This window comes from Microbacterium testaceum (assembly GCF_003075375.1).
Lineage (GTDB): Bacteria > Actinomycetota > Actinomycetes > Actinomycetales > Microbacteriaceae > Microbacterium > Microbacterium testaceum_E.
Genome location: NZ_QDFT01000035.1, coordinates 1 through 20,761, shown reverse-complemented (window position 1 = coordinate 20,761; position 20,761 = coordinate 1). Strand labels below are relative to the sequence as shown.

Sequence of the window (20,761 nt, the reverse complement as noted above, 5' to 3'; positions counted from 1 at the left end):
CATGACGACAGCGAACGGCGCGCACGCCGACGAACCCCACCGCCAGGGACTCTCTCAGCGCCTCAACTGGCTGCGCGCGGGCGTGCTCGGCGCCAACGACGGCATCGTGTCGACCGCGGCGGTCGTGGTCGGTGTCGCGGGCGCGACCGGCGAGACGGGTCCGGTGCTCATCGCGGGCCTCGCGGCGCTCGTCGGTGGGGCGATCTCGATGGCGCTGGGCGAGTACGTGTCGGTGTCGAGCCAGCGCGACAGCGAGCACGCGCTCATCCAGAAGGAGCGGCGCGAGCTCGCCGAGGATCCCGAGGCCGAGCTCGCCGAGCTGGTGGGCATGTACGAGGCGCAGGGGCTGTCGCGCGACACGGCGACGCGCGTGGCGACCGAGTTGACGGCATCCGATGCCCTCAAGGCCCATCTGGCGGTCGAGCTCAACATCGACGCCGACGACGTGGTCAGCCCGTGGGCGGCGGCGCTCGCCTCGGCCGTGGCCTTCACCATCGGTGCGCTGCTGCCGCTGGCGACGATCCTGCTGGCCCCGGTCGAGATCCGCGTGCCGCTGACCTTCGTCGCGGTGCTCATCGCCCTCGCCGTCACCGGGTACGTCGCGGCGTACATCGGCGGTGCGCGGCGCGGGCGGGCGGTGCTGCGCACGGTGATCGGCGGGGCGCTCGCACTCGCCGCGACCTACGCCGTCGGTGCGCTCTTCGGCGTCTCGGCGGGTTGATCGGCCCCTCTATCATTTAGTAGGACGTCCAGGTAATCTGAGTAGGCGACGACGCCGTCGCCTCACGAAGGAGAGCCGCATGGACACCGCCCCTGCTCCCGCGCTCGACGCTCCGCCGGCCAGCACCCTGTCCGCCGACGAACGCGCCGCCATCCTCGACGCCGTCCGCGATTTCGCGGCGGCCGAATTCGCTCCGCACACCCTCGACTGGGATGCCCGCAAGCACTTCCCCCGCGACGTCCTGCGCCGCGCGGGCGAGCTGGGTCTCGGCGGCGTCTACGTCAACGACGACGTGGGCGGCGCCGGGTTGACGCGCGCGGACGCGGTGGCGATCTTCGAGGAGCTCGCCTACGGCGACCCCACCGTGACGGCGTACATCACGATCCACAACATGGTCGCGTGGATGATCGACACCTACGGGACCGAGGCGCAACGCCACCACTGGCTGCCCGGTCTGGTCGCGATGGACGACCTGGGCGCGTACTGCCTCACCGAGCCGGGCGCCGGCTCGGACGCGGCGGCCATCGCCACCTCGGCCATCCGCCACGGCGACACCTACGTGCTCACGGGGGTCAAGCAGTTCATCTCGGGCGCGGGCGAGGCGTCCGTCTACGTCGTCATGGCCCGCACCGGAGAGCCGGGGGCGCGCGGGATCAGCGCATTCCTCGTCCCCGCCGACGCCGAGGGCCTGTCGTTCGGCCCGAACGAGAAGAAAATGGGCTGGAACGCCCAACCCACCCGCCCGGTGATCCTCGACGAGGTGCGCGTGCCCGCCGAGAACCTGCTCGGCGGCGAGGGACGCGGGTTCTCGATCGCCATGACCGCCCTCAACGGCGGGCGGCTCAACATCGCCACCTGCTCGCTGGGCGGGGCGCGGTGGGCGCTGGATCGCGCGATCGCCTACGTGCACGAGCGGTTCACCTTCGGTGAGGCCCTGAGCGAGAAGCAGTCGGTCATCTTCGCCGTCGCCGACATGGCCACCGAACTCGACGCCGCCCGCCTGCTCGTGCGCGATGCCGCGCAGGCCCTGGATGCCAAGGCCGCCGACGCCGCGACCCGCTGCGCGATGGCCAAGCGCTTCGCCACCGACGTCGGGTTCCGCGTCGCCAACGAGGCCCTGCAGCTGCACGGCGGCTACGGCTACCTGCAGGACTACGGCATCGAGAAGGTCGTGCGCGACCTGCGCGTCCATCAGATCCTCGAGGGGACGAACGAGATCATGCGGCTCATCGTGGGCCGCAACGTGCTCGCCGCGTGACGCGCGGGCGTCGCCGTGCGGGCAAGACCCTCGGTGGATGTCGCAGGGCCGTGCGAGCATGCGGATGCGGGGCATCCGCGACGAGACGACGGGAGTGACATGACGGATCACGATGGCGGGTACGAGACGATCCGCGTCGAGCAGCGCGGGCGCGTGGGCTGGATCACCCTCGACCGACCCGAGGCGCTGAACGCGCTGAACACCCGCACGATGACCGAGGTCGTCGCCGCGGCCGAGGCCTTCGACGCCGACGACGGCGTCGGGGCGATCGTGGTGACCGGCAGTGAGAAGGCCTTCGCCGCCGGGGCGGACATCAAAGAGATGGAGCAGAAGTCGGGCCTCGACATGATGCTCACCGACCACTTCGGCGCGTGGGCGCGCTTCGCCGCCGTCCGCACCCCCGTCATCGCCGCGGTGTCGGGTTACGCGCTGGGCGGCGGGTGCGAGCTGGCGCTCATGTGCGACGTCATCCTGGCATCGGATCGCGCCCGGTTCGGGCAGCCCGAGGTGCAGTTGGGCGTGATCCCGGGCATGGGCGGGACGCAGCGACTCGTCCGCGCGCTGGGGTACTACAAGGCGGCCGAGCTCGTGCTGACCGGGCGCATGATCGACGCCGCCGAGGCCGAGAGGGCGGGTCTGGTCTCGCGCGTCGTCGCGGCCGCCGACCTGCTCGACGAGGCCGAGAACGTGGCTCGCACCATCGCCGACAAGCCCCTGCCCGCGTTGTACGCGGCGAAGGCGGCGCTCGACGTGGCCCTCGAGTCCACCCTCGCCGAGGGCGTCCGGTTCGAACGGCAGGCGTTCGCCGCGCTGTTCGACACCGCCGATCAGAAAGAGGGGATGGCGGCGTTCCGCGAGAAGCGGGCGCCGTCGTTCACACACCGATGAATGCGAGGGAGCGGCGGGGCGGGGCGGACGCGGGGATCCGCGACGCCGTGCTGTCCGTCGGCCCTCAGAGCGGGTCGGGCACGGGCGCCGGGTCGGCGAAGTCGCCCGCACCCTTGCGGAAGCGGGCGATGATGCGCACCAGGGCCGTCGCGTCGTCGTCGTCGAGGCCGAGGTCGGCGAAGACGGCGTTGAGCGCGTCGGTCGCCTCGCCCACCCGCCGCCGCCCGGCGTCGGTGAGCACGAGCAGCGCCGCCCGCCCGTCGGTGGGGTGCGGTTCGCGCGTCACGAAGCCGTCGCGGGCGAGACGCTCGACGGTGTTGGTGACGCTCGTCGGGTGCACCTGCAGGCGCGCGATGGCGCTGGCCATCGGCATCCGTCCCTCGCGGGTGAAGGCGAGCAGCCGCAGCATCTCGAAGCGCGAGAACGACAGGTCGAAGGGCTTGAGGGCGCGCTCGATGGATGCCATGAGCAATTGGTGCGCCCGGATCACCGAGGTCACGACCGTCATGCCGTCGGCGGCGTCGTCCCAGCCGTGCGCGAGCCACTGGCGCTTGGCCTCGGCGATCGGATCGACCGGCAGTCGTCGCGTCATCGGTCCTCCTCGCGTTTCACGGTACCGCCGTCGCCGCGGGGTCGCGGCATCCATCCCCCATTCGAAGGAGCCAGGTCGATGAAGATCGCGGTGCTGATCAAAGAAGTCCCCGACACCTGGGGCGAACGCCGTCTCGACCTCGAGACCGGGCTGACCGACCGGGCCGCATCGGCGCCCGTGCTCGACGAGATCGACGAGCGCGCCGTCGAGGCGGCGCTGTCGTACGCCGACGCCCACCCCGGCACCGAGGTCGCCGTCGTGGCCATGGCACCGGCCTCGGCGACCGCGACCATCCGCAAGGCGCTCGCCATGGGCGCGACATCGGCGCTGCACGTCGTCGACGAGTCCCTGCGCGGCGCCGACCTGCTGCTGACGGCCGAGGTGCTCGCCGCCGCCGTGCGCCGCGTGGGCGCCGACCTGGTGATCGCGGGCAACCTCTCGACCGACGGTGGCGCGGGCGTCATCCCCGCCATGGTCGCCGAATCGCTCGGCATGCCGCAGCTCACGGGGCTGTCCAGTCTGGAGCTCACCGACGACGCCGTCGCGGGCGACCGTGTGAGCGACGCCGGCACCCTGCGCGTGTCGGCCCCGCTGCCCGCGGTGGTCTCGGTCACCGAGGCGCTGCCCGAGGGGCGCTTCACGACGTTCAAGGGGATCATGGCGGCCAAGAAGAAGCCGTACGAGACGATGGATGCCGCCGCTCTCGGCGTCGTGGTCGAGGATCCCGCCGTGCCGCGCTACATCATGCTGGCCGTGGCCGAGCGTCCACCCCGCCAGGCGGGGACCAGGATCGTCGACGAGGGCGATGCCGGCGAGAAGCTCGCCGCCTTCCTGGTGGCCGAGGGGGTGGCGTGATGTCGGCGGTGATCGTGCTGCTCGAGGTGCTGCCCGGGGGCGCCCTGTCGGCGACGTCGTCGGGCCTGCTGACCGCCGCCGCGCGCGTCGGCGAGCCGGTGGCCCTGGTCGCGGCTCCGGCCGCCACCCGTGCCGCCGCCGCGGCCGCCGCGGCCGAGCTCGGGGCCGTGCGCGTGCTGACCGCCGACGTCGACGTGGACCGGCTGACGGTTCCCGTCGTCGACGCCCTCGCCGCGGCCGTCGACCGCGAGCGGCCCGACCTCGTGCTCGCTTCGCACGCGGTCGAGACCCGCGACGCCCTCGCCCGGCTCGCGGCGCGCCTGCGTCTGCCGCTGGCGACCGACGTCGTCGGCGTCGCGCGCGACGAGCTCGGCGTCGTGGCGCAGCACTCCGCCCTCGGCGGCGCGTTCACGGTCGAGGGGGCGCCCACGTTCGGAACGCTCCTGGCGACGCTGCGGCCGGGCGTCGTCGAGGGCGACCTCTCGGCGCAACCGCTCGTGGAGCAGCCGATCGAGGTCGTGGCATCCGGGGTCCCGTCCGCCCGGATCGAGAGCTTCAGCGAGACGACGGCGCCCTCGTCGCGTCCCGAGCTGCGGGGAGCCAAGGCGGTCGTCTCGGGCGGGCGCGGCGTCGGCTCGCGCGAGGATTTCGCGCTCGTGGAGCAGCTCGCCGACGTGCTCGGGGCCGCGGTCGGCGCATCGCGCGCCGCCGTCGACGCCGGCTACGTGCCCGCGAGCGCGCAGGTGGGGCAGACCGGGGTGTCGGTCTCGCCGCGGCTCTACATCGCCCTCGGGATCTCGGGAGCCATCCAGCACCGCGCCGGCATGCAGACGGCGGGCACGATCGTAGCGGTCGACAAGAACCCCGAGGCGCCCATCTTCGAGATCGCGGACTTCGGTATCGTCGGAGACCTGTTCACCGTCGTTCCCCAACTCATCAGCGCGCTCGAGGCACACAAGAAGTAGATGGCGTCCACTCCCCGCTTCCCGCGTCGCGGGCTGCCGCGCGTCCCCGGTGGACAGCCCTGGCCGCCGGCGGGTGCCGACGTGCCCGCGCGACCGGACGGCGCGCCCGACGCGCAGGAGCCCGAGGGTGTCGAACCCGAGGCCCCGTCGCGCCCGTCCGCGGCCCCCGATGTGGCGCCTCCGGCGCCCGCATCAACGGATGCCGAGACCCGCGACATGCGCCGGGGGCTGCCGCGCGAGCCGGGCGGGGAGCCGTGGCCGCCGGCATCCGCTGCTTCCCCCGACGGCATGGCCCCGGCGGCGGGGTCGAGTGCGGGGTCGGCGCCGGGGGCGACGTCCGGTCCGCCTCCGGGTGCCGACGCCGCTGCCGGCGAGCCCGTCGACGCCGTGCCCCCCGCTGCCGGGCGGACGGATGCCGCGACCGACGGCGTGCGGCGAGGTCTGCCGCGCGAACCGGGCGGTGAGCCGTGGCCGCCGGTGTCCGCTGGCCCGGTCGGCGCCGCGGAGGCCGCGCCGCGTGAGGCGTCGGCGTCGCACGAGGCCCTCGCCCCTCGCGAGGCCTCCGCTCCGCGTGCGGACCTCGCGCCGAGCGGGGCCCCCGCGCCGCGCGCGGCCCCCGCTCCGCGTCCCCCGCTCACCGTGCGCCGCACGGTCTGGCCCGGTGCCGCCGCGCGGAAGACGGCGGCCGGTGCCCCGCCCGCCCCGACCGCGGGCCGCGCAGCCCGGGCCCCCGTCGCGGCACCTCCCCCCGGCGGCGGCGCCCGGCTCGCCCTCGGCGATTACTCACCCGTCCAACTGCTCGGCTCGGCGGCCGTGCTCGGCGTCTTCGCCCTGGCGCTCGCGGGCATCGCGGTACTGCTCGCCCGCTTCGTCCTGGCGATCGGACCCGGGCGGGAGTTCCTCGCGGCCTTCCCGGGCGAGTACCCCCTGCCGGCGTCGGCTCCCGTGGGCCTTCCGGTGTGGCTGAACGTCACGCACTTCCTCAACAGCCTGTTCCTGCTGCTCATCATCCGCACGGGGTGGCAGGTGCGCCGCGAGAAGAGGCCGACCGCGTTCTGGTCGCCCCGGGCCAACAAGAAGCGTCGGATCAGCCTGACGCTGTGGTTCCACCAGGCGCTCGACATCCTGTGGATCGCGAACGGCGTAGTCTTCGTCGTGCTCCTGTTCGTCACGGGGCAGTGGATGCGGATCGTGCCGACGTCGTGGGAGGTCTTCCCGAACGCCTTGTCGGCAGCGCTGCAGTACGCCTCGCTGGACTGGCCGACTGAGAACGGCTGGGTCGCCTACAACAGCCTGCAGCAGCTGTCGTACTTCGCGATCACCTTCGTGGCGGCGCCGCTCGCGATCGTCAGCGGGGTGCGGCTCTCGGGCGTCTGGCCGAAGGATGCCGACAAGCTCAACCGCCTGTACCCGGCCGAGTGGGCGCGTCGGGTCCACTTCCCCACGATGCTCTTCTTCGTGGCGTTCATCGCCGTGCACGTGTTCCTGGTGCTGGCCACCGGTGCGCTGCGCAACCTCAACCACATGTATGCCGCGCGGGGTGCGGTCGACCCCGAGGCGTACACGACCGACCCCACCGGCCTGCTGCTGTTCGCGGCATCCCTGCTGGTGATGGCCGCCGCGTGGGTGGCGGCGCGGCCGGCGGTGCTGGTGCCCATCGCCCGCCTGTTCGGCGACGTCAAGCAGCGCTGAGCCGCGCGCCGGTTAGACGCGGCGCCGCGCGCGCAGGCCCGCCGCGATGAGATCGAGACCGAAGCCGAAGTCGTCGGTCTCGAGGCCCGAGGCGCCCTCGCGAGCGCCGGCGCTGTCGTACTGCAGGCGCTGCTGCTCGTGCCAGACGAAGCCGAGGACGTAGTGCAGCACGGTCGTCGCGCCGCGGCGCGCGGTGTCGGCATCGAATCCGGCGGCGGCCACGGCGGCGGCGAGCCGGTCGTGCGCGAGCGATGAGCCGAGTCCCATCGCCAGGGTGCTCGACACCACCTCGGCGCCGTCGCGCCAGGCGAGCAGGGCGTCGCGCAGGGCGTGCGCCTCGCGGGCGAGGTCGGTGGCGGGTCCTGATGTCATCCGTCCCACGATGCGATCGGACAGCTCGGCGAGCAGCGCCTGCTTGTTCGGGAAGTGCCAGTACAGCGCGCTGGGCTGCACGTCGAGGGCGGTGGCGAGGCGACGCATGGTGAGGTCGGGCAGGCCGTGATCGTCGAGGATGCGCAGGGCCGTACGCGCCACGTCGTCGGCGGAGTGTCCGCGGGGAGCCATGAGATGAGTATAGTGAACGCCGTTCAGGTGAACAGCGTTCAGGTACGAACCGCCCGACGGGAGCCCCTCATGATCCGCAGACCGGATGCCACCGACCTCGCCCGCATCGCGGTGTTCGCCGCCGTCATCGCCGTCCTCGGCCTGCCCGGCGGCATCCCGGTGTTCGGTGGGGTACCGATCACCGCGCAGACCCTGGGCGTGATGCTCGCCGGCGCGGTGCTGGGGCCGTGGTTCGGCGCCCTGTCGGTGACGGTGCTGCTCGCCCTGGTCGCGGTGGGTCTTCCGCTGCTCGCCGGCGGACGCGGGGGATTCGGCGTCTTCGTCGGACCGACCGCCGGCTATCTGCTCGGGTGGGTCCTCGGCGCCGCCGTCGTCGGCCTGATCGTGCACGCGGGCGGCCGTCGGCCCGTGGTCTGGCGCACGGCGCTGGCGATGCTCGCGGGCGGGGTGGTGGCGATCTACGCGCTCGGCATCCCCGTGCAGAGTCTGGTGACGCGTCTGCCGCTCGCCGAGACGGCACTGACGAGCCTGGTGTTCATCCCGGGCGATCTGCTCAAGGCGGCGGTCGCCACGCTCGTCGTGACGACGCTGGTGCGGGCGTATCCGCGGGGCTTCCGTCGCGACTGGCGCGCGGGGGCCGACGCGCGCACCTCCGCGCGCGCCGTCGCGTGAGTGCCGTCCGCGCCGTGGACCTCACGGTGCGCCTCGGCGATCGCGAGGTGGTGCGGAACGCCGCCTTCGAGGTGACCGCCCGCACGGTCGCCGTCGTCGGCGACAACGGCTCGGGCAAGTCCACGCTCGCGCGGGCGATCGCGGGTCTCGTCCACCGCAGCGCGGGAGAGCTCGAGGTGCTCGGCCGGGATCCGGACCGGGATGCCGCGGCCCTGCGTCGCCGTGTCGCCCTGGTGTTGAGCGATCCCGACGCGCAGATCCTCATGCCCACCGTGGCCGAGGACGTCTCGCTGTCGCTGCGCGCCGAGAACCTCTCGCGCGCCGAGCGCTCCGCCCGCGTCGCCGCCGCGCTGACCCGGTTCGGTCTGTCCGATCTGGCCGATCGTCCCGCGCACGACCTCTCGGGCGGGCAGAAGCAGCTGCTGGCCCTGTGCGGGGCGTTCGTCCGTGCGCCGGATCTCGTCGTGGCCGACGAACCGACCGCGTTCCTGGACGGGCGCAACGCCCGTATCGTCGCCGATCATCTGCTGGCCGACACCGGGCACGCCCTGGTGCTCGTGACGCACGACCTGTCGCTCGCGCGTCGCTGCGCGCAGGCGCTGCTCGTCGAGGACGGCCGGGTCGTGGCATCCGGATCCGCGGTCGACGTCGTCGCGGAGTACGAGACGGCGCTCGCGTGCTGAGCCTGTACCGGCCGGGGGACGGGTGGATGCACCGGATGCCGGCGGGTCCGAAGCTCGTGGGGCTCGCCGTCGTGGCGGTGATCGTGGGCGCGGTGCCGTCGACGTGGGCGGCGACGATCGTCCTCGGCGTCCCCCTCGTCCTCTATGCCGCGAGCGGGATGGGCCCCACCGCGGGGCTCGTCGCGCTCGCCGGCGCGGTGTGGGGGCTGCGGTGGCTCGTCGTCATCACCCTCGGGGGGCAGCTGCTGTTCCTCGGCGTCGAACCGGCGGTGGCCAACACCGCGCGTGTGGTCGCGGCCCTGGCGATCGCGGGACTCGTGCCCCTGACCACGCGGGTCTCGGCCCTGCTCGACGCGGTCGAGCGCGGGCTGTCGCCGCTGCGCCGCCTCGGACTCGACCCCGCCCGGGCGGCGCTGCTCGCGACCCTCACGATCACGACGATCCCGGTGATCGCGCGGCGGATGGCCGAGGTGCGCGACGCCCAGCGGGCGCGGGGGCTGCGTCCCTCCCTCGTGCGCGGAGCGCTGCCGCTATTGGTGTCGACGCTGCGCCACGCCGAGAATCTCGGCGAGGGCCTGGCCGCCCGCGGCATCCGCTGAGCCCGGCCCGCAGTCGCAACCTCGTCCCACTTTTGGTGGGTGGGGGCGCCTTCGGGCAGGCAGAAGTGGGACATACGCCCCCATAACTGGGACGAGGGGGCGGGGGTGGTCGATTGCGCGACCTTTGTCCCACTTTTGGAGGGTGGGGGCGCCTTCAGGCAGTCAGAAGTGGGACATACGCCCCCATAAGTGGGACGAGGGGCGGCGGGACGAGGGGGTGGGACGAGAGGCCGTGGGGCGAGGGGGAGTCCGGCGTCAGCCGCGCGCGGCGCGGCCGGCGGCGAAGCCCTCGGCGTACGCCTCGTCCGCGCCCTGGCGGAACATGTCGCGCACCGGATTGCGCACGATGGACCGCGCCCCCGGCAGGTCGAGGTCGCCCACCAGATCGCCGCGTCCGCGCACGATCGCCACGGGGCGGCGCGACGCCTTGCCCTTGACGAGATCGGTGGCCGCGGCGAGTTCGTCGGCCACGCACGGCAGGGTCACCACCAGGGGGCGGCCCTCGGCATCCGTCGTGCCCCGCAGATCCTCGAAGACGTGGATGCCGCCGGCCCCGATCGCGTGGTCCGTCTGGCCCTCCCGCCACGCGCGGCCCAGCGTATCGGTGATCAGGACGCCGACGTGCGCACCCGTCGCGGCGCGCAGCCCGGTCGCGAGCGCGCGGGCCGAGGCGTCGGGATCGACGGGCAGCAGCAGCACGGTGCCCTCGGGCGTGTTGCTGGCATCGACGCCTGCCGCGGCCGAGACGATGCCCAAGGGGTTCTCGACGATGCGCGTGACGTGCCCCGAGGGGGAGGTGCGGGATGCCACCAGCCGCACCGTCTCGCGCGTGATGGCGTCCTCGCGATCGGCGGCCCGGATGATGCGACCCTCGGCCTTCGAGACGACCTTGCTGGTGACGACGACGATGTCGCCGTCGCGCAAGGCCGACCCCTCGGCCGGGTGAGCCGCGACGGCATCCAGGATCACCCCGACGAGGTCATCTCGCGGGGTGATCTCGGGGATGCCGTCGAGGGCCCAGATCTGCAGCACGTCAGCGGACGAAGCGAACCTCGGTGAGCTCCTCGCCCAGGAACGGCTGCGTCTGCGAGGCGCCGTCGAGCGAGAAGCCGTTGCGCGTGTAGAAGCGGTGAGCGCGGGGGTTGTCGTCCGCGACCCACAGGTACAGCCCCTCGCCGTCCTCGACGGCGGCGTCGAACAGCTGCTGGCCGATCCCGGTGCCGTGGAACGCGTCGAGCAGGTAGATGAAGTACAGCTCGCGCTCGCGCGGGGCGTCGTCGTCGCGCGCGGGTCCGGAGCCGACGAAGCCGACGATCTCGCCCCCGACGAGCGCGGCGTGCATCCGGAAGTCGTCGCCCTGGGCGGCCCAGTGGGTCCAGAGCTCGGCGAGGCGACGGGGAGAGACGGCCTCGAGGGCCGCCTTGCTGATCAGGTGGTCGTAGGTCTCGTGCCAGCAGGTGGCGTGCACGCGGCCGAGGGCCTCGGCATCCACATCACGCACCGGACGGACGACGATGTCGGTTCGGGTTTCCGCAGTCATGGCGCGACTCTACGCGCGGGTCCGGCGCGGGTGAAATCGGCGACGAACGGCGCCCGGATGCGCTATATCCGCCGCGGGGCCCCTTGTCGATCGTGCACAACACAATCGCCGTTTAGTGGTCGGATCGCTACGCTCGGCCCTCGTGAACGTCCTCTGGCGCACGCTCCTCGTGCTCTTCCGTGCCCGCCTCCGCCTGCGTCGCGAGGGCCCCCTCGACCCCCACACCGTCGCGCGGATGCGCATCCGGGTGCTGCCGACCGACATCGACCTGCTGCGCCACATGAACAACGGTCGGTATCTGTCGCTGTTCGACCTCGGCCGATGGGATCTCCTCACCCGGTCGGGCCTGCTGCGCGCGATGACCGCCCAGCGCTGGTACGCCGTGGTCGCCGCCGAGACCATCACCTTCCGCCGTTCGCTCGAGCTGGGGCAGCGCTTCGTCCTCGAGACGCGGCTCATCGGCCACGACGATCGGGCGGTGTACCTCGAGCACCGCGCCCTCGTCGGCGACGAGATCTACGCCCGCGCCGTCATCCGCGCCCGCATCCTGCGTCAGTCCGGCGGCACGGTGCCGCACGACGAGCTGTTCGCGGCTGTGGGGCGTCCCGAAGGACTGCCCGATATCGAGCAGTGGGTGCACGACTGGGCCGAGGGGTCGGCCCTGCCGTCGACGCGGCGCCCGGCGCCCAGCGTCTGGGCGTAGCGCCGGACGGTCAGCGACCGAACCGGGCGTCGAGCCAGGCCACCTGCGTCATCCAGTGGCGGTGGCCCCCGCCCTCGTGCCCGTTGTAGGGGTACACCTCGATCTCGGCATCGTCGGAGGCGAGCGCGTGGAACGCCGCGAAGACGCCCGAGGGCAGTACGACGTCGTCCATCAGGGCGACCGAGAACAGCGCGGGAACGGTGATGCGCCGCGCCAGGATCGCCCCGTCGACGTACGAGAGGGTCCGCAGCACCCGGTCCGCCTCATCGCGGTGCACGGCCAGGTAGCGCGTGATCTCGGTGAACGGCGCCGAGGGGGTGCGCACGATCGCATTCGGGAAGTCGCAGAGGAACGGCACGTCGGGCAGCACGGCGGCGACCGCGTCGCCCGAGAGCGCCGCCGCGGCGATCGCGGTGCCGCCACCCTGGCTGCCGCCGGTGACCGCGATGCGGTCGGCATCCACACCCGGCAACGCGCGCACCTCGTCGACGAGACGGACGGCGTCGGTGAACAGCCGACGGTAGTAGTAGTCCTCGGGCGAGAGGATGCCGCGGGTCATGACGCCCGGGTGGGCGGCCGCCGAACCGTGGGGGTCGGGCGTGTCGCCCAGGCTCCAGACCGACCCCTGGCCCCGCGTGTCCATCACCACGTGCACGTAGCCGGCGGCGGCCCAGTTGATGCGCTCGCCGGGGAGGCCGCGCCCGCCGCCGTAGCCGATGAACTCCACGACCGCCGGCAGGACCTCATCGCCGTGCGGCCGCGTGACCCAGGCGCGGATCTCGTCTCCCGCGAAACCGGTGAACGTCAGGTCGTGCACCGCCAGCGCGCGCACGGGCCCCTCGATCGCGCGGAGCGCGCTCGGCCGGGCGGCGGCGCGCGACATCGCCAGGGTGTCCGCCCAGAACGCGTCGAGGTCCGCGGGGGCGGGCAGCTCGGGGCGGTAGGCGCGCAGCAGCTCGAGGGGCATGTCGGTGAAGGTGACGGCCACGGTTCCTCCTGGTGGGTGCGGGCGAACCGACAGTAGCAATGCGGTCGACTCCCGCCGCGCGGTCCGGCGAGGCGGAAAGAATGTGAGGCCTCACACCGCGGACGGGTGAATGACATCTGTCCTCGGCATTTACTTGACATGCTTCTCAGTGAAATCCAAGATGGCGCATAGTGAGCGCTCACATTTGCGCACGGACTTCACCCGGCCCCCGCCGGACACCCATCGTCGAGGAGGACGAGTATGGTGCTGCCCCTTTCCGAGAACCGGAGCGCCCGTCGGCCGTTCCGCCGCGCGGGGTCGTTGCTCGCGGCCACGGCGGTCGTCCTGAGCGGACTCGTCCCCGCCGTCGCGGCATCCGCGGATCCGCTGCCGACGCCGCTCGCGTCGTACGACTTCGCCGGCCTCAGCGGCACGACCGTCCCCGATGCCTCGGGACACGGCCATGACGCCACGCTGCGCGGTACCGGGGCGACGGTCGAGGGCGACGCTCTCTCGCTGCCGGGAGGGGCGAACGGGTCGTCGGCGGCCTACGTCGAGCTGCCCACGGGCCTCTTCGACGGACGCAGCACCGTGACGGTCTCGGCGTGGCTGCAGGACCGCACCGGAGCGGGCAACCAGGCGGCGATGTTCTTCGGCACCACCGAGAACCTCCCCGCGCAGTACTGGCTGCTTAACCCGTCCAACCCGGCCGGTCAGGTCAAGTCGGTGCTCACCGACGGGCCGGTCTCGGCGCAGCCCTGGACCCTCGAGCGCGGCATCGCGCCGACCGATCCGTCCCGGGGCATCCCGGGTCCCGCGGCCACCGGGGAGTGGGCGCTGTACACCACCGTCATCACCCCCTCCTCGATCACCTCCTACCTCGACGACACGAAGATCGGCACCGTCGCCACCACCCGCACCGTCGCCGACTTCGGGGCCGGGCTCGTGGGCTACATCGGCCGTTCGTCCTATCCCGACCGCGTCTGGAAGGGCGGCGTGCGCGACGTCGCCATCTACGATGGCGCCCTGACCGACGACGACGTGAAGGCGCTCGTGGCCGAGGGAGCGCCCTCGAGCCAGGAGGAGGTGGATGCCGCGGCCGCAGCGCTGGACATCCCCGGCGCCGACGACGTGCGCGGCAACGTCACCCTGCCCACCACCGGCGCGAACGGCACGACCGTCTCGTGGGCGTCCGCTGACGAGAGCATCGTGACGACCACCGGCGAGGTCACCCGCCCCGCCGCGGGCGAGGATGCCGCGACCGTCCAGGTCACCGCGACGGTCACCAAGGACGCCGTGACCGCCACCCGCACGCTCACCCTGACGGTGCAGCCCCTGCCGGCGCCGCAGGACATGGGCGCCTACTTCTTCCCCTTCTTCACCGGCGAGAGCACCACGACCGACGAGGAGATCTCCTTCGCCACCACGCGCGGCGATGACCCCAAGAGCTGGCTGACGCTCAACGACGGCACCCCCGTGCTGAGCTCGGACCAGGGCGAGAAGGGCATCCGCGACCCGTTCGTGATGCGCTCGCCCGACGGGGACCGCTTCTACATGCTGTCGACCGACCTCAACATGTTCGACCTCTACAACGGCGACTTCGGTCGTGCGCAGGAGGTCGGCAGCCGCAAGCTGAACGTCTGGCAGTCCGACGACCTGGTCACGTGGAGCCCGCTGCGCCAGATCACCGTCTCGAGCGCCCTGGCCGGCAACACCTGGGCCCCCGAGGCCACCTGGGACGCCGAGCGCGGCGAGTACGTCGTCTACTGGGCGTCGAACCTGTACCCCAGCGCCGCGACCGCCGGACGCCGGGCCGCTGACAGCTACAACCGCATGATGGTGGTCACCACCCGGGACTTCGTCACGTTCAGCGAGCCGCAGCCGTGGGTCGACGTCCAGCGCGGAGCCGGCAAGGGCACGATCGACGCGACCGTCGTGCGCGACGGCGAGACCTACTACCGCTTCCTCAAGGACGAGGCATCCATGACCGTCCGTCAGGAGCGTTCGACGGACCTGACCGCCACCGTCGTCGGCGCGCTGCCCACGACCACCTCGGCTCCGGGCTGGCAGCTCGTCAAGGAGCAGATCGGCGTCGGGCAGCCCAACCCCTGGGGCGGGACGTTCACCAACGGCGAGGGACCGACGGTCTTCGAGGACAACGCCGAACCCGGCCACTGGTTCATGCTCATCGACCAGCCGAGCTATCACGGCGGCCAGGGGTACCTGATGTTCGAGACCCGCGACATCGCGTCGGGTGACTGGACCTCGGTCCTGGATGCCACGCTCCCCGCGCGTCCCCGCCACGGCACCGTCCTGCCCATCAGCGCCGCCGAGCAGCAGCGTCTGCTCGCCGCGTACCCCACGGACGAGACGGCCGACTTCTCGATCACCGCCGATCCGTCGGCGCAGGGCGCCGAGATCGACGACGCGATGTACGGCGTCTTCTTCGAGGACATCAACAACGCCGCCGACGGCGGTCTGTACGCGGAGCTCGTGCGCAACCGCTCGTTCGAGTTCCTCCCGGTCGACAACGGGGGCTTCACGGGCATGACCGCGTGGACGCCCGTGGGGCTGAACGGCGGGACCGGCTCCGCGAAGCCCGTCGACGACGCCGCGCGTCTGAACGAGCGCAATCGCACCTACCTGCAGCTCGACCTCACCGGCGGCGCCGGGACCTTCGGCGTCGAGAACGCCGGCTTCGACACCGGTGTGGCGCTGACGAAGGACGGCGTCTACGACGTGTCGTTCTGGGCGCGCACGACCGCGGCGACGGGCACCCCGGTGTCGATCGTGTTGCGAGCCGCCGACGGCACCGCGCTGTCGCAGCCGTTCGCGGCCACCGTCGGCGGCGACGGGTGGGTGAAGTACGAGGGCGAGGTCACGGCATCCGCCACCACCGACGCCGCCCGCGTGCTCGTCCAGGCCGCCGGTGGCGGCACCCTGCGCCTCGACGAGGTGTCGGTGTTCCCGCGCGACACGTTCAAGGGGCGCGAGAACGGCCTGCGCAAGGACATCGCGCAGAAGATCGCGGACCTGCACCCGAAGTTCGTGCGGTTCCCGGGCGGGTGCATCGTCAACGTCAACAGCCACGAGGACTACTCGGTCGACTCGGGCTACGAGCGCGCGCGGTCGTACCAGTGGAAGGACAGCGTCGGGCCGGTCGAGACCCGCGCGACCAACGCCAACTTCTGGGGCTACAACCAGTCGCTGGGCCTGGGGTACTACGAGTACTTCCAGTTCGCCGAGGACATCGGCGCCAAGCCCGTCCCCGACGTGCCCGCCCTGATGAACGGCTGCGGCCAGCCTCTTCAGCCGACCGACCCCGCTCTGCTGCAGCGTCACATCCAGGACACGCTCGACCTCATCGAGTTCGCCAACGGGGGTGTCGACACCACGTGGGGCAAGCTCCGCGCCGACATGGGCCACCCGGCACCCTTCGGCCTGGACCGCATCGAGATCGGCAACGAGGAGAACTACCCCGAGGCCTTCATGGCCAACTTCACGAAGTTCCGGGATGCCATCGAGGCGGTGTACCCCGACATGATCCTCATCAGCAACTCGGGGCCCGACGCCGAGGGCGCCACCTTCGAGAAGCACTGGCAGCAGAACAGGGCCGAGAACGTCGACATGGTCGACGAGCACTACTACCGCGACCCGTCCTGGTTCCTCTCGCACAACACCCGCTACGACTCCTACGACCGTAACGGACCGAAGGTGTGGATCGGCGAGTACGCCTCTCGCGACAACCGCTTCTTCAACGCACTCTCGGAGGCGGCCTACATGACCGGCCTCGAGCGCAACGCCGACGTGGTCGAGATGGCCTCGTACGCGCCGCTGCTGGCCGATCAGAGCAGCACGCAGTGGCGTCCCGACCTGATCTGGTTCGACCGCGACCAGGTGTGGGGTTCGGCCAACTACGAGGTGCAGAAGCTGTTCATGCGCAACACCGGCGACCGGGTCGTTCCGACCACGGCCGGCGGGGACCTGGCATCCACCGCCCTCACCGGCGCCGTCGGGCTGTCGACGTGGAGCACCTCGGCGCGCTACGACGACGTGAAGGTCACCACCCCCGACGGGCGGACGTTGTTCTCGGACGACTTCGCCGACAAGGACGACGTGGGGTGGTCGAAGCTGTCCGACGCCGGCTCGTGGTCCGCCGCCGACGGCAGCTACGTGCAGTCGTCGACGACGGCGAACAACACCCTGGTCGCCGGTCCCGCCCTCGAGGCGACCGACTACGACGTGTCGCTCAAGGCGACCAAGCTCGCCGGTGCCGAGGGCTTCCTCGTCGGGTTCGGGGTCAAGGGCTCGGCCGACTACCTGTGGTGGAACCTCGGCGGCTGGGGCAACACCCGCAGCGTCGTCGAGAAGGCCGTCGGCGGGGCGAAGTCGATCGTCACCGATACCGGCACGCCGAACATCCAGACCGGCCGCACCTACGACCTGCGCATCCAGGTGCGCGGTGCCGACGTCACGCTCTTCGCCGACGGGGTCGAGCAGGGCCGGTTCACCAACACCGCGCTCGAGCCCTTCGCCCAGGTCATGACCCGTGACGAGGCCACCGGCGATGTCATCCTCAAGGTCGTCAACGCGCAGGCGAAGGAGGCGGTGACGAAGGTCGACCTCGGCGGGATCGCCGTGCAGCCGACCGCCGACATGACCGTGCTGCAGGCGGCGCCGGGGGCGCTGAACACCGCCACCGAGACGCCCGTGGCGCCGCAGACCTCGCGCGTCGAGGTCGCCGGCACCTTCACGCGGACCTTCGCGCCCTACTCGGTGACGTTCCTGCGCATGCACACCCGCGTGGCGGACACCCAGGCGCCGACGGTGTCGGTGGCGACCGCGCCGACCGCCCCCGACGGGGCGGCGGGCTGGTACGTCACGCAGCCGTCGGTCACGGCGACCGCGACCGACGACGTCGATGCCGCTCCCCGTCTCGAGGTGAGCACGGACGACGGCGCGACCTGGGCTGTCTACACGGGAGCGGTCACGCCGGCCGAGGGGTCGTGGAACCTCGCGTTCCGCGCGACCGACGCCGCCGGCAACGTCTCGCCGTCGGCGAAGGTCGCCGTGCGCATCGACCGCACCGCCCCGTCGGTCACGGCCGACGTCGACGACGCGTCCCGCACGGTGCGTCTCGCGGCCGACGACGCGGCATCCGGTGCAGCCCGCATCGAGTACCGCGTCGGCGACACGGCGACGTGGACGACCGTCGAGGGTGCCGAGGCGAGCGTCTCGGTGGGCGGGGGCGCCGCGACCGTGGCGTACCGCGCGGTCGACGTCGCCGGCAACGTCAGCGGCGTCGGATCGACGTCGATCGGCGCCGAGACGGGCGCGCCCGTTCTCTCGGTCGCGGGCGATCTCGTCGCGGGCGGCGTGATCACCGTCTCGGGAACGGGGTGGCCGATCGAGGCGGACGGCGTGATCGAGCTGCACTCGACCCCGGTCGAGCTGGGTGCGGTGCGCACCGACGCCGCGGGGGCGTTCCGCGTGAACGTGACGCTCCCCGCCGACGCCGCCGGCTCGCACCGCATCGTCGCCCGCATCGGCGGTGCCGAGGCCGCGGTCGCGGTCGAGATCCGCGCGGCGGCGACGCCCGGGGGCGGAGGAAGCACCGTTCCCGCGCCGGGAGCCTCGGCCGCCCCGGGTGCTCACGCCGCGCCGGGTGCCTCGGCGGGCGCGCCGTCGCCGCTCGCGGTGACCGGGGGCGTGGTGTCGGGCGGTGCGCTCGTGCTGGGTCTGCTGGCGCTGCTGATCGGCGCGGTGATGAAGCGCCGTCGCCGGACGGCGGGTGGCGACGCCTGACGTCGTGCTCGAGGGGTGCCCCGGTCGCGGACGCGGCCGGGGCACTTCTCATCGTGGCGACTCAGTCGGCCGCGGCCAGTCTCCGCGCCCGCGCGACACCGTCGGCGATGGCTTCTTCCGCGGCCGGGTCCCAGGTGCGGTCGACGATCAGCGACCGCACGTCGTGCACCCCGATGGTCCGCAGGAAGAACTCGACGAAGGCCACCTGGTGGTCGAAGACGGATCCCGGCGTCGGCCCGTCCTCGCCGTAGTACTGGCCCCGGACGAAGACGACGTCGGCGCGCGCGACGTCCACGGCGGGACCGAAGTGCACGCCGTCGTAGGTGAAGAGCAGGTTCCGCTGCGCGGCGAGGTCGATCAGCTGCTTCAGCTTGTAGGGGATCGACCAGTTCCACATCGGCACGCCGAGGACGATGCGGTCGGCCTCGCGGAAGCGGCGGGCCAGGTCGTCGATCTTCGCCCAGGCGCGCGACTCGACGGCATCCAGCGGTTCCTGGTCGACCCACTTGTACTTCGCCGCGATCACGCGCTCGTCGAACTCGGGAAGCTCCTCGCGCCACACGTCGAGCGTGTCGACATCGATGTCCGGATGCCGTTCCCGCAGCGCATCGATCAGGGCCGAGGCGATCGTGACCGAGGCGCCGTCGTGGCGGGGGGACGAGATGATGTGGAGCACGCGCATAGGGCCAGTGTCGCGAACCCCGATCCGCCGGCCCGGACGCTTGACGCCGGGCGGGTGCGGGTGTCCGGCGCTGCGCTCCCCGCCCTGCCCCGCCGTCGCGCACGCGCGCGGAACCCCGGCCGCCGAGGGCGACCGGGGTTCCGGGGTACCCGGGGGAGGGGATCAGCTGGTGAGCAGGCGCAGACCGTAGGTCTGCAGGATCTCGTTGACGGGCTGGAAGTAGGTCGTCCCACCCGAGGTGCAGTCGCCGGAGCCGCCCGAGGTCACGCCCTGCGCCTGGTTTCCGGCGAGCAGCGAGCCGCCGGAGTCGCCGGGCTCGGCGCAGACGTTCGTGCGGATCAGTCCCGAGACCGAGCCCTCGGCGTAGCGCACCGTGGAGTTGAAGCCCTGGATCTGACCGCAGTGCCAGCCGGTCGTCGATCCGGAGCGGCACACCGTGGCCCCGACCGCGGCCTGCGTCGACCCCTTCACGGCCACAGCGCCGCCGGCGTAGTCCATGACCTGCCCGACGGGGGTGTGGTTGGGCGTGGCGACCCAGGCGTAGTCGTTGCCGGGGAAGGACGAGCCGCGGAACGAGCCGTAGGTCGTGCTGTCGCCGGTGACGCCGCAGTGGCCGGCGGTGACGAAGCCGCCCTGGACCGCGAAGCCGACCGAGCAGCGGCTCTGGTTGTTGATGATGTACGACATGCCGCCGCGGATCGTGGCGAAGGTCTCGGGCGCCTCGGCACCGGTGTCGAGACGGACGGCGCCGGCGGGGGCGCCGAGCGAGGCCACGAAGTCGGAGGCGATCTGGTCGCCGCCGGCGACGACGTCGACGACCACGTCGTTGGCCTCGACGTCGATCCACCACGAGGGGATGACGTCGGGCACGGGGCTGGCCTCGATCTGCGCGGCGATGGCCTCGAGATCGGTGAGGGAGTGCTCGACCTCGACCGGCACGGCGCCGGCGTCGACCGCCGCGGCGGAGGCGGCGTCGGTCGTCACGGCGGCGTACACCGTTCGCGTCGACTCGTCGAGCCAGGTGCCGGCGTAGGCCTCGCCGGCGACGGCCTCGACGTCGTCAGTCGTCGCGGCGGCATCGGCCTGGAAACGCAGGACGTCCTGCGCTCCGGCGGTGTCGGTGCCGAGGTCGGCGGCCATCGCTTCGAGCAGCTGCGCGTCGACGCCGTCGACGGCGGCGCGCTCGGGCGCGGCCGGGGTCTGCGCCAGCGCGGGGGCACTGGCGGCGGTGGTCAGGAACAGGCCGAGAGCGGCAGCGCCGACGACCGTCTTCGATATGCGGTTCACGTGGAGTGACCTTCCATCCAGGGGGGATAAATGGCGGGGTACCCGCGGCCATACAAACACGGGGCGGACGAAAAGCGAAGAATTTTCTGTGAATTGGTGATCAGCGTCCAGAAAATGTCATCCGTTCGGGGGACAACCTGATCTCGGCTTGCGCGGCGGGCCGCCGAGGCCCCGCGCGCGCGGTGTTTAGGCTGGCGCACATGAGCCCGAACGACCCTCGCGCCACCGGTCCAGCGCTCTCCTCCGACCTCGCCGCCCGCGCGGCGAGGTCGGAGGAGAGCGCTGGAC

Annotated in this window: 18 protein-coding genes; 11 read left to right on the top strand and 7 right to left on the bottom strand. The window is 72.4% G+C overall.

Going from position 1 to position 20,761, the window contains the following annotated elements; translation table 11 throughout:
* The first annotated feature begins 1 nt into the window (after position 1).
* The 3 genes from DC432_RS12655 (at position 2) to DC432_RS12645 (ending at position 2,867) form a co-directional block, all read left to right on the top strand.
* Positions 2-721 carry a VIT1/CCC1 transporter family protein gene (locus tag DC432_RS12655; RefSeq protein ID WP_116538179.1) on the top strand — a complete coding sequence of 240 codons (720 nt, stop codon included), beginning with the start codon at positions 2-4 and terminating at the stop codon, positions 719-721.
* 79 nt (positions 722-800) lie between these two features.
* A complete protein-coding gene (locus DC432_RS12650) occupies positions 801-1,979 on the top strand; it encodes an acyl-CoA dehydrogenase family protein (RefSeq protein WP_116538178.1) in 1,179 nt (392 codons plus the stop codon).
* Between the two features lie 99 nt (positions 1,980-2,078).
* Positions 2,079-2,867 carry an enoyl-CoA hydratase-related protein gene (locus tag DC432_RS12645; protein WP_116538177.1) on the top strand — a complete coding sequence of 263 codons (789 nt, stop codon included), beginning with the start codon at positions 2,079-2,081 and terminating at the stop codon, positions 2,865-2,867.
* Between the two features lie 64 nt (positions 2,868-2,931).
* Here DC432_RS12645 and DC432_RS12640 read toward each other — a convergent pair whose 3' ends face one another.
* Positions 2,932-3,459 (bottom strand): MarR family winged helix-turn-helix transcriptional regulator, encoded by a 528-nt coding sequence (locus tag DC432_RS12640; protein WP_108318594.1) that lies wholly within the window; start codon positions 3,457-3,459, stop codon positions 2,932-2,934.
* A gap of 78 nt (positions 3,460-3,537) precedes the next feature.
* On the opposite strand from DC432_RS12640, the gene DC432_RS12635 reads away from it, so the two are divergent.
* From DC432_RS12635 to DC432_RS12625, 3 genes are read left to right on the top strand one after another with little or no spacing between them, the layout of a single operon-like run.
* Positions 3,538-4,314 carry an electron transfer flavoprotein subunit beta/FixA family protein gene (locus tag DC432_RS12635; RefSeq protein WP_116538176.1) on the top strand — a complete coding sequence of 259 codons (777 nt, stop codon included), beginning with the start codon at positions 3,538-3,540 and terminating at the stop codon, positions 4,312-4,314.
* Positions 4,314-5,279 carry an electron transfer flavoprotein subunit alpha/FixB family protein gene (locus tag DC432_RS12630; protein ID WP_116538175.1) on the top strand — a complete coding sequence of 322 codons (966 nt, stop codon included), beginning with the start codon at positions 4,314-4,316 and terminating at the stop codon, positions 5,277-5,279. The genes DC432_RS12635 and DC432_RS12630 overlap by 1 nt, the downstream gene beginning before the upstream one ends.
* Positions 5,280-6,971: a cytochrome b/b6 domain-containing protein gene (locus tag DC432_RS12625; protein ID WP_116538174.1), complete on the top strand. Its 1,692-nt coding sequence runs from the start codon at positions 5,280-5,282 to the stop codon at positions 6,969-6,971.
* A gap of 12 nt (positions 6,972-6,983) precedes the next feature.
* Here DC432_RS12625 and DC432_RS12620 read toward each other — a convergent pair whose 3' ends face one another.
* Complete coding sequence (locus DC432_RS12620) at positions 6,984-7,535, bottom strand: TetR/AcrR family transcriptional regulator C-terminal domain-containing protein (protein ID WP_116538173.1); 552 nt, start codon at positions 7,533-7,535, stop codon at positions 6,984-6,986.
* Positions 7,536-7,604: 69 nt separating this feature from the next.
* On the opposite strand from DC432_RS12620, the gene DC432_RS12615 reads away from it, so the two are divergent.
* Genes DC432_RS12615 through DC432_RS12605 form a run of 3 tightly spaced genes read left to right on the top strand, consistent with a single transcriptional unit; the run spans position 7,605 to position 9,489 of the window.
* The gene (locus tag DC432_RS12615; RefSeq protein ID WP_116538172.1) at positions 7,605-8,207 is read left to right on the top strand and encodes a biotin transporter BioY; all 603 of its coding nucleotides are present in this window, start codon (positions 7,605-7,607) and stop codon (positions 8,205-8,207) included.
* A complete protein-coding gene (locus DC432_RS12610; protein ID WP_116538171.1) occupies positions 8,204-8,890 on the top strand; it encodes an energy-coupling factor ABC transporter ATP-binding protein in 687 nt (228 codons plus the stop codon). The genes DC432_RS12615 and DC432_RS12610 overlap by 4 nt, the downstream gene beginning before the upstream one ends.
* A 35-nt stretch (positions 8,891-8,925) precedes the next feature.
* Positions 8,926-9,489, top strand: a complete 564-nt coding sequence (locus DC432_RS12605) for an energy-coupling factor transporter transmembrane component T family protein (RefSeq protein ID WP_431739684.1) — start codon at positions 8,926-8,928, stop codon at positions 9,487-9,489.
* 255 nt (positions 9,490-9,744) lie between these two features.
* On the opposite strand, the gene cofE is transcribed toward DC432_RS12605, so the two are convergent.
* Both cofE and DC432_RS12595 read right to left on the bottom strand, forming a co-directional pair.
* Positions 9,745-10,521: a coenzyme F420-0:L-glutamate ligase gene (cofE, locus tag DC432_RS12600; protein ID WP_116538169.1), complete on the bottom strand. Its 777-nt coding sequence runs from the start codon at positions 10,519-10,521 to the stop codon at positions 9,745-9,747.
* A 1-nt stretch (position 10,522) separates the two neighbouring features.
* Positions 10,523-11,029, bottom strand: coding sequence for a GNAT family N-acetyltransferase (locus DC432_RS12595; RefSeq protein ID WP_108318850.1), 507 nt, complete (start codon positions 11,027-11,029; stop codon positions 10,523-10,525).
* Between the two features lie 142 nt (positions 11,030-11,171).
* Here DC432_RS12595 and DC432_RS12590 point away from each other — a divergent pair, with 142 nt between their 5' ends.
* Positions 11,172-11,732, top strand: coding sequence for an acyl-CoA thioesterase (locus DC432_RS12590; protein ID WP_116538183.1), 561 nt, complete (start codon positions 11,172-11,174; stop codon positions 11,730-11,732).
* A gap of 10 nt (positions 11,733-11,742) precedes the next feature.
* Here DC432_RS12590 and DC432_RS12585 read toward each other — a convergent pair whose 3' ends face one another.
* Positions 11,743-12,699: an acetylxylan esterase gene (locus tag DC432_RS12585; protein WP_116538182.1), complete on the bottom strand. Its 957-nt coding sequence runs from the start codon at positions 12,697-12,699 to the stop codon at positions 11,743-11,745.
* 261 nt (positions 12,700-12,960) lie between these two features.
* Between DC432_RS12585 and DC432_RS12580 the strand changes: the two genes are divergently transcribed.
* Positions 12,961-18,504 (top strand): alpha-L-arabinofuranosidase C-terminal domain-containing protein, encoded by a 5,544-nt coding sequence (locus DC432_RS12580; protein ID WP_116538168.1) that lies wholly within the window; start codon positions 12,961-12,963, stop codon positions 18,502-18,504.
* A 61-nt stretch (positions 18,505-18,565) separates the two neighbouring features.
* On the opposite strand, the gene DC432_RS12575 is transcribed toward DC432_RS12580, so the two are convergent.
* Positions 18,566-19,186: an FMN-dependent NADH-azoreductase gene (locus tag DC432_RS12575; protein WP_108318854.1), complete on the bottom strand. Its 621-nt coding sequence runs from the start codon at positions 19,184-19,186 to the stop codon at positions 18,566-18,568.
* Between the two features lie 162 nt (positions 19,187-19,348).
* Entirely contained in the window at positions 19,349-20,473 is a 1,125-nt protein-coding gene (locus tag DC432_RS12570) for a S1 family peptidase (protein WP_243393125.1), read from the bottom strand.
* Positions 20,474-20,761 lie beyond the last annotated feature (288 nt).

Coding starts and splice junctions, on each gene's coding strand:
- DC432_RS12580 (WP_116538168.1), top strand. CDS start 12,961: ATGGTGCTGCCCCTTTCCGAGAACCGGAGCGCCCGTCGGCCGTTCCGC.
- DC432_RS12635 (WP_116538176.1), top strand. CDS start 3,538: ATGAAGATCGCGGTGCTGATCAAAGAAGTCCCCGACACCTGGGGCGAA.
- DC432_RS12605 (WP_431739684.1), top strand. CDS start 8,926: ATGCCGGCGGGTCCGAAGCTCGTGGGGCTCGCCGTCGTGGCGGTGATC.
- DC432_RS12645 (WP_116538177.1), top strand. CDS start 2,079: ATGACGGATCACGATGGCGGGTACGAGACGATCCGCGTCGAGCAGCGC.
- DC432_RS12620 (WP_116538173.1), bottom strand. CDS start 7,535: ATGGCTCCCCGCGGACACTCCGCCGACGACGTGGCGCGTACGGCCCTG.
- DC432_RS12650 (WP_116538178.1), top strand. CDS start 801: ATGGACACCGCCCCTGCTCCCGCGCTCGACGCTCCGCCGGCCAGCACC.
- DC432_RS12575 (WP_108318854.1), bottom strand. CDS start 19,186: ATGCGCGTGCTCCACATCATCTCGTCCCCCCGCCACGACGGCGCCTCG.
- DC432_RS12595 (WP_108318850.1), bottom strand. CDS start 11,029: ATGACTGCGGAAACCCGAACCGACATCGTCGTCCGTCCGGTGCGTGAT.
- DC432_RS12630 (WP_116538175.1), top strand. CDS start 4,314: ATGTCGGCGGTGATCGTGCTGCTCGAGGTGCTGCCCGGGGGCGCCCTG.
- DC432_RS12585 (WP_116538182.1), bottom strand. CDS start 12,699: ATGCCCCTCGAGCTGCTGCGCGCCTACCGCCCCGAGCTGCCCGCCCCC.
- DC432_RS12655 (WP_116538179.1), top strand. CDS start 2: ATGACGACAGCGAACGGCGCGCACGCCGACGAACCCCACCGCCAGGGA.
- DC432_RS12615 (WP_116538172.1), top strand. CDS start 7,605: ATGATCCGCAGACCGGATGCCACCGACCTCGCCCGCATCGCGGTGTTC.
- DC432_RS12625 (WP_116538174.1), top strand. CDS start 5,280: ATGGCGTCCACTCCCCGCTTCCCGCGTCGCGGGCTGCCGCGCGTCCCC.
- DC432_RS12640 (WP_108318594.1), bottom strand. CDS start 3,459: ATGACGCGACGACTGCCGGTCGATCCGATCGCCGAGGCCAAGCGCCAG.